The sequence below is a fragment of the Lentilactobacillus hilgardii DSM 20176 = ATCC 8290 genome (assembly GCF_000159315.1).
In the GTDB taxonomy this organism is placed as follows: domain Bacteria; phylum Bacillota; class Bacilli; order Lactobacillales; family Lactobacillaceae; genus Lentilactobacillus; species Lentilactobacillus hilgardii.
This window is the reverse complement of record NZ_GG670019.1, coordinates 1-778: the sequence shown is the minus strand read 5'-3', so window position 1 is coordinate 778 and position 778 is coordinate 1. Positions and strand designations below refer to the sequence as shown.

The window sequence follows — 778 nt, the reverse complement described above, 5'->3', positions numbered from 1 at the left end:
TGCCATCTCCTTGCCAATGTTGAAAGCGATGATTTGCTTACTAGCTTGGTCAAAGATGGTACTTAGATAAACCCAAGTGCCTGGTCTTAGTTCTAGGTAGGTTATGTCAGCACGCCAAATAGTTCCAATTGGATGGTTCTTAATCAAGTTAGGCCGTTGGGAATAATCTACATGAGTGCCTGGCTTCTTAAAGCGCCGCCCCATTAGTGATCGAATGCCTAACTCCTGCATTAATCGGTAGACACGATTGGGGCCAATGACTACACCAATTCTTCTCATGGCAATTGTGATCCGAGGGTAACCATAGGCTTTATAATTATTTTTCCAAATTTCAAAGATCTGGCTTTTTAAAATCGTATCTTGTTTATCATGACGACTTGTCTGATAGTGTTTCCAATGATAATACGTACTTTTAGAAAGCCCTAAGGCTTTCAAGATTATCCAGAGGCGGTGTTTACATAATTGTTCGTTGATAAAGTCTATGGCTTTAACTTTGCCTAATGCCTTCCCAGTAACACCGCCGCTGCTTTTAAAATTTCATTTTCTTCTTTTAACTGCTGGTTTTCTTTCTGTAGTTGCTTGAAGGCTTCAACACTCGTTACGCCACCGTCAGGTAGTTCAACTAATTTGGCCCGCTTGATCCAATGACTGATGGTGGTTGGATGAACCCCATATTCATTGGCTAAGGATTTCTTTGAACGATTTTCATTGTGATAAAGCTTAACGATGTTGTTTTTAAATTCATCTGAATAATATTTCATAAAAAAACTCCTATTCT

1 pseudogene is annotated in these 778 nt (G+C 39.2%); it reads right to left on the bottom strand.

Features of this window, described 5'->3' with window-relative positions:
- A pseudogene (locus HMPREF0519_RS14515) lies at positions 1–761 on the bottom strand (IS3 family transposase); the annotation flags it as partial.
- Positions 762–778 lie beyond the last annotated feature (17 nt).